Here is a 7057-nt window from a genome sequence, read left to right on the forward strand (position 1 = left end):
TGTTCACGCTTCATAGTCCTCCTGCCAGACGAAGCGACCGTGCATTTATGCAGACAAGCATGCAAGAACTTCTTTCCAGGACGGAGGAATATGAAAGATCTGTTGTGCTCTTTGACAATGCAGACGGGACCTTGTGCAAAAGGAGTTGCGTTTGCGAGCATCTTGTCGCCGCTTTCGTCGACTTCTCTCACAGGGTAGGGTCGAAGGACAACTTCGTGGCGCTCTTTGTCGCCACGAACCAACCTTGGCAAGTCGATCCTGCGGTGCTGCACACTTTTCGCCATGCCCGCAGTCTGCTGTATGTAGGACCGCCGGACGCGCCCGCGCGAGAAGCCATCGTGCGCCTGAGCGTGAAAGGCATGCCCGTCGCCGCGGATGTGGACTATGCCGCGATTGCGGAGCGCACGGACCGCTTCAACGGCGCCGACATGGCGTCGTTGTGCGTTCGGGCGAGACTCTCCACGGTGAGCCGGCAACGCGCCAGCGGCAAGGACGAGGAGGTATCGCAGGCGGATTTCGATGCGGCCCTGGAGAAGGTGCGCCCCTCCGTGACGGCGGAGTGCCTGGCCGAGTTCGACGCCTGGCGCGCGCGACACGCCGCCTCCAGCGACGAGGAGGGCGAGGACTCATGAGGACGGGTAGTGTCATGGGCGTCCCGCCCATGGAGGATTGAACCATGATATTCCGCGGTCTATGGAACCTGGCGAGCCGGGCGGGAACGCTTCTGCTGGCGTTCTTTCTGGGGTCGCAGGCGTGGGACGCGCTCGGGCCGGAGACGCCCGGCGTGAGCCCGATGCGTGTGGAGGTGGCGGATTCCGTCATGCCGGACATCGTGAGGGACCTGCGTGACGCGCGCGACGGCATCGGCACGGTGGCGCTGCTGCCGCTGGCCGGCGACCCGTCCGGCTATCTGACGAACCAGTTCCGTCTCGTGATTGCGCCGTCGGGCGTCCTGGACCTGCGCGACCGCACGCTGGGCGAGAAGGTGCGCGGCGCGCTGGGCCTGCGCCTGGCGGGCGTGGCCGATGCCGCGGCCGCGCGCGAGGCGGGCGCGGCGCTGGGCGTCGAGGGCGTCCTGTTCGGGCAGGTGCGCGCGTTCGAGTCCTTCGACGGCGACGCGGCGCTGGACCTCGACCTGCGCCTGCTCGACGTGGCCTCGGGCGCGCTCCTGCTCGACCGCCGCTACACGAAAGAGACCTCGCCCGGCATCCTGAGCGCGGGGCGCGTGCAGGAGGAGATGGCGAAGATCAACGCGCCGAGACGGTTCCTGGCGTGGCTCGTCATCGTGCTGCTGCTGCCGGTCTTCACCATCGGGTTCATCCGCGCGATGGTCCGCAAGGACACGAACCGCTCCAACGCGGCGACGCTCGTCATCTACAGCGCCGCCGACGCGCTGCTCGCGTACCTCCTGCTCGGCGCGGCGCTGTCGAACTGGGTCGCCGTGCTCCTCTTCCTCGCCGCCGTAGCCGCCGCCGCCTGGTACAACATCTACATCATGCGCTTCGCCCTGCACCTGGAGAGTTGACGGTATGGAAGTCTATGCATCGTGCAAGGCCCTGATCATCGGCGTGGGGCGTTACGCCGACCCACAGTACGACCTGAGCTATGCCCGGGGCGACGCCGAAGCGGTCGCGCACACGCTCCAGGAGGAATTCGGGTTTGACCCGGTCTGGACGCTCTTTGACGAAGATGCCACCAAACAGAATATCACGCGGTATCTCGAACAGGAGTTGCAGCAGACGGACGAAGATGACGGGGTCGTAATCTTTTTCGCAGGTCACGGGATCACGGTGACCTCGGCCATTGGAGACGACCGCGGTTTCTTGCTTCCGCACGACGGCGACCCGAACCGGCCCTATGCCAACCTGTCGCTCACGACGATTCGCGACGACTACCTGCCGATGATTCCGGCGAAGCATGTCTTCCTTATCGTGGATGCGTGCTATGGAGGCTTGGCGCTGCGGGATCCCGCCGTGCTGGAAAGCAAAGAACTCTTCGACGACGCCGTGCTTGCCGAACTCACACGCCGCGACCGCAAGGTCCGTCAAGTGCTGGCGGCAGGCATGAAGGATCAGCGCGTTCTCGACGGTGGCCTTTTCGGGCATAGCATCTTCACGGGGCGGTTCCTGGAAGCGCTACGTAACGCCAGCCCGTACACCACGGCAGACCACTTGGGGGTGCATGTGCGTGAGCACGTCGTTCGCGATAGCCTAGACCGAAAACACCGGCAGACGCCGCAATTCGGGCATCTATACGGCGAGGGCGGGACGTACGTCTTTCTCCGGAGGAACGCAAGCGCGGCCCTGCACAAACAGCCGGAAAGGCCGCGGCATGTTACGCCGAAACGGCGCCCTGAACCCGTTGAGGCCCCCCCCCGCCCGCTGAGCACGTTCGCGAGTCTGGCTGCGCTGGAACGGGAATCGATGGACCAGTTGCGTAGACGCGTGACGCAATATGAAGAACTCATGCAAGTCCAGCCTTCCCTCAAAGGGGTCAACCTGATCCTCGGCAGGTGTTACTACCTGCTCGGGGAGATGGACGCTGCGGCAAAGTATCTGGCGCAGTCGCTGAGCAGCAGTATGGATGAGCAGACGCGAAGAGATGTGGAGCGGTTGCTTCACGAAGCACGGTCATACGGAAGTTCAGGGCAGGAGGAGTCAGAATAATGGAAAGGCTGGAACAAATACGCGAGGAGCTGGCGAGAATCCGTGCCTTTCTCGAGAAGGCGGACCAAGACCTTCTTGCCGGGGTTATGAAATTGGAGTTATATGACCGGGTGACCACGACAAAACTCGAACTACTGAAGTGCCTTCTTCAGGAGGAACAAAGCGCTTCGGAACAAAGACGACACCAAGACCTCCAGGCCGAATTGGATACCTTTGTGGAGCGGTCGAGTGGGCTCGCCCGACTCCAATGGGGAAATTGTTCTGGATACTGTCCACGATGTCATAGTTCTAGTAGGGGCTGCAGACAAAATGCATATATAGACATAGATCACAGAATAGTAGTATATGGTATAGAGTGCCTGGGTGACAACATTACCATGGCAGGCTTTCACAGACAAGGTGACAGACCGATTCCACAGCACCTTCTTGAGTTTCTCGGTAACCCTTATCCGAAACCATGAGCGGAGTTTTATCTCGAACGGTACCGGACACCGAAATCAGAGGTACTCTTTCACCACATTCACCTTGAGTCGAAAAAAGGAGCTATTCCATAGATGGCTAAACTAGAAGAGATTGAAAAGGAAATGCAGCGGATTCGTTCTAATCTTGCAACGGCTGACCGAGACCTACTCGCCGGAAATATCTCAGTTGAAATCTATGACCGTCTCGCGGCAACGAACCTTGAGTTGCTCAAGCAACTTCTCGAGCAGAAGCAGGTGCCGCTTGAAGAAGACAAGCATCAGTCCCTGCAAGACAAGCTGAAATCCTTGCTGGAGTACGCACGCGGCTTGGCTCGAATGGGGGGCGGGGGCGGTTGTCCCATTTGCACGAACAAATCCTGCTATGTGACGGCACAATTATCAGGTGACAGCGTGGAGTACGGGGTATTCTGTTTTACAAAGAACGCATTTTATAAACAGGGCGGTTTGCCTGTTCCGAAGTATCTTCAGGAGTTTCTTGCGAAAGGATGACATCAGTGTCTGGAATACACTTTCTACTTTTATGTGGATACTGAGCAATCTGCAATGAAGTCTCCCAGTCAGAACATGTTCATCGTTGCCCTTGGCCTTGCCTTGGGCGTAGCGATTCTCTTCGGCTTGGCGGGGATGTCGTTTCTCCGGTCGGTGTTTCTGGGGGTGAACGTGGCGACGTTCGTGTGTTACGGGTACGACAAGTACATGGCCGCGTCGGGGGGCTGGCGCGTGCCGGAGTTTGTGCTGCATGCGCTGGCGGCGGCGGGCGGTTCGCCGGCGGCGCTGGTCGCGCAAATCTTCTTCCGCCACAAGACGCGCGACAGCCGGTTCCGGCGCGTGTTTTTCGCGATTGTCGCGGTGCAGGTGGTGCTGGCGTGCCTGTATCTGCGGTACGGGGGCTGAGGTTCGCGCGCGATTGCCCGCCGCCTACCGTTCCACGACCAGGAACGACAAGACGTCCGCGGTCCACATGTCCGGGTTTGCTTCCAGGCGTTCCATGAGTTCGAGCACTTCCTCGTGAGCGAGGCGAATGAAAGGTTCGCGCGGCTGGGCCCGGCTGCAGATGGCGGGGTCAAACAAGGGCTCGTCGGAGATGATAATCGCCATATGCTCCCAGCCCACGGGCCCTCCTTCGCCGTAATACAATCCGTTGCGGTCGAGGCCGTCTTGCGGAAGCAGGCCGGGCCCGTCCGCGTTCGGGATGAAACAGCGCTGTCCGGCCTGCACGCGGGCGTTTCCCGGCAAGACAAACGCGCTCGGCACATTGAGCCAAATGCTGCCGCTGGTTCCGAGGTTGAGCAGCGTCGCATAGCCGTTCCGCGTCGCGGTGAATTCGAACTGGAGCGAACTGCCTTTCGTGATGGCGTCCACGGGCAGCGCCTGGACGGTCTTCCGGTTCACGTTCAGCGATGTCGCGTCGCGGGTGGTCAGTTTGGGCATCTTGAACCGCATGGGTTGCGCCTGTTGCGTCTTGGCCTTCAATCGTTCCAGGAATTCCTGGAACAGCGTGGGATAACCCATGAGCCGTATCACGTTGGGCGCGACCTTGTGCTGGTTCACCAGTTCTTCGAGGGCCTGGTAGTGGCTGGTCTGGTCGAGAAGGCGCTCGAGGAGCCCGAACAGTTTCTCCGCCATGGCTTCGAAGGCCTGCTGCGCCTTCTGGAACTCGCCCATGACGGCCGCGTGCCGCTCGTCGGCCTCCGCCTTGCGCGCCTTGGCGTTGCGCGCGCCGTCGAGGTCGTTGCGCAGTTCCGCCATCTTGATTTCGTGTTCGAGCGCGGCCTGTTCGAGGCCGTGCCGGAGCTTCTCGTGTTCGCCCTGGGCCTTGAGTATGTCGGCGCGGTGCCTTTGCTCAAGGACTGCCTTCTGGCGCGCTTTCTGCTCTTCGTTGAGGCTCCGGTCGTTCGCGATCCGGGCCATTTCCGTGTCGTGGCGCGCCTGGAGTTCGTCCTCCCGGCGCTTGGCCGCGAGCGCCTGTTCCCGCTCGCGGGCGATGCGGCTCAGGTCTTCCTTGCGCCTGCGTTCGGCTTCCGCGCGCTGTGCGGCTTCGCTTTCCCACGCCGGCGCCGCGGTAACGGCAAGCTGCAATCCGAAACCGCCCAAAGACTGGTTGAACTGCTCCTGCCACCACGAAGCGGGCAGCGCGTTGTGGTCGCGCAGCAATTCCAGGGTCAGGTCCGGGCGATCGTGGCGCAGCGTCCGGCGGACGAACTGCAGCAGCGCGTCGGCCAGCCACGATTCGACCAGCTTCTTCGAGAGCGAGGCGCCCGCGCGGGCCATTTCGACCGGCTGCAGCGGATGCCGCGCCAGGAACTGTTCCGGGTTGGCGACCTGCCATTGGCATGGGACCAGCATGTCGTAGGGGCGGCCCGCGCCGTCCTGCTTCACGCCCGCGAAGGCGAGCTGGGCGCTGCTCACGTCCTTGTAGACGCGCAGAAAAGACAGGCCCTTCCTGCCCTGCAGGTTGCCCGGCAGCCTCCTGCCCGGCGCCGCCGGCGCGGCGCCCGGCCCGTCCGGCGCGGCCAGGAACAAGAGCGAATTCGGCGCGGCGTCCGGCGCTTTCTCGCTCCACCAGCCCTTGGCCGGTTCCACCCGCTCGACGGCCCAATCGTTCCTTGCATCCTTGGCCATAAATACATGCCTCCCGTTGTGATGGCGCCGGTCTTGCCCCCGCCACATCCGCTCCGCGTGTCGCCCGCCGCCGATGGCCGAACCGGCGGAACGCACGCCCTCCCCTTCCGTACCGCATGGTAGTCTCCCCGCCGCCGCCGAGTCAACGGCGGCGGGCGTTTTCCGGTTTCACACAGAGGCGGAGTGGGAATACGCGTGCCGCGCGGGCACGACGACGCGCCGGTCTCTTCCTCGATACGCCGCAACGCATGCAAGCGGTCCAGGAGGCCCGCCGCGCTGTGCAGGTGCTCCCGCGAGAAAATCGGCCGCCCCGGCCGCGGCGACCTGCAAGGAGTGTTACAATGAGCGGAGAAGACCTTCACGGGATCGTTGTGATGGAACCGGTCATGGCCGATATGCGCGGGGCAAGTGACACATGACTCTCATACCGCCACGGGGTGCTGCCGACGCCTTGACTGATGACGCGGGCGATATCCCTGCCTTCATCCGCGCGGCCCATATACCGGTTCTGGTGTCGAATTACGACCCGAGCCTCGGGCTGACCGACCTGCTCGAGGAGTTCTTTCGTGAGGCAGGGCTTCTCCGTGTGTACCGGGCGGATTCCTGGCAGGAGCTGCTGGCTGTCGCGCAGGCCCATCGGCCCTGGGTCATTGTGCGGGATTTCCACTATTGGGAGATGCGCGGAGACGAGTTGACCCGGCGGATCAGGGCCTTGCCGGGGATGGCGAATGTCCCGCAGATTCTGTTTCCGCCGAGGGGGCTCGGTTTCGAGCGGACCGACCCGCTCCTGATCGAATCGCCGGAACTGGGCGTCATGGACCTGGCGCGTTGGGTCCGCTACGAGTTGCTCCCGGAAATCCTGGTGACTGAGAACAACATCCCGTAATGCACTCCTGCCGCCAAGCCTGAACAGACACGGTGTTTTCCCTCGCATAAGAAACACGGGCAAGACAACACGTGGCACGGGCGTCCCGCCCGTGCGAGTCAATGACAGGGGTTTAGGAGCATGGTCCCCGCTTTCGCGGGGAAGATGCCCATGCCACGGTGTCCCGGGCGTCCCGCCCGTGCAGGCCATATGGAAACTACGGTTTCCAACTACTTCCGGCCCGGTATCGCGCGCGAAGTTCCTTTTCGTATACATTATGGTCTGTTGTGGGGGAAAGGCGGGGGCGGTGCGGAACGACTATGGAATCGGGGGGCCGGGGCGGTGGGAGGACTGTTCATGAAGCGGTGCGCGTTGTTGGTGGGCGTGAATGAGTACAAAGGCCTGAACCCGCTGCAGTATGC

7 protein-coding genes are annotated in these 7057 nt (G+C 62.4%); 6 read left to right on the top strand and 1 reads right to left on the bottom strand.

Translation table 11 applies throughout. The features are described 5' to 3' along the window. Positions 1–59: 59 nt before the first annotated feature. The 5 genes from KA184_22240 to KA184_22260 all read left to right on the top strand — a co-directional run bounded on the left by KA184_22240 (position 60) and on the right by KA184_22260 (position 4042). On the top strand, positions 60–632 hold the full coding sequence (locus tag KA184_22240; GenBank protein ID MBP8132310.1) for an ATP-binding protein: 573 nt from the start codon (positions 60–62) through the stop codon (positions 630–632). A gap of 44 nt (positions 633–676) precedes the next feature. Then, entirely contained in the window at positions 677–1525 is an 849-nt protein-coding gene (locus KA184_22245) for a hypothetical protein (protein MBP8132311.1), read from the top strand. Between the two features lie 4 nt (positions 1526–1529). Beyond that, complete coding sequence (locus tag KA184_22250) at positions 1530–2666, top strand: caspase family protein (protein ID MBP8132312.1); 1137 nt, start codon at positions 1530–1532, stop codon at positions 2664–2666. Positions 2667–3220: 554 nt separating this feature from the next. Further along, positions 3221–3637, top strand: coding sequence for a hypothetical protein (locus KA184_22255; protein ID MBP8132313.1), 417 nt, complete (start codon positions 3221–3223; stop codon positions 3635–3637). A gap of 54 nt (positions 3638–3691) precedes the next feature. After that, entirely contained in the window at positions 3692–4042 is a 351-nt protein-coding gene (locus KA184_22260) for a DUF1294 domain-containing protein (GenBank protein ID MBP8132314.1), read from the top strand. 24 nt (positions 4043–4066) lie between these two features. Here the strand turns inward: KA184_22260 and KA184_22265 are convergent, their stop codons facing one another. Continuing rightward, on the bottom strand, positions 4067–5770 hold the full coding sequence (locus KA184_22265) for a DUF4384 domain-containing protein (GenBank protein MBP8132315.1): 1704 nt from the start codon (positions 5768–5770) through the stop codon (positions 4067–4069). Positions 5771–6185: 415 nt separating this feature from the next. Here KA184_22265 and KA184_22270 point away from each other — a divergent pair, with 415 nt between their 5' ends. Beyond that, positions 6186–6656 carry a hypothetical protein gene (locus KA184_22270; GenBank protein ID MBP8132316.1) on the top strand — a complete coding sequence of 157 codons (471 nt, stop codon included), beginning with the start codon at positions 6186–6188 and terminating at the stop codon, positions 6654–6656. The last annotated feature ends 401 nt before the right edge of the window (positions 6657–7057 follow it).

This window comes from Candidatus Hydrogenedentota bacterium (assembly GCA_018005585.1).
Taxonomy (GTDB): domain Bacteria; phylum Hydrogenedentota; class Hydrogenedentia; order Hydrogenedentales; family JAGMZX01; genus JAGMZX01.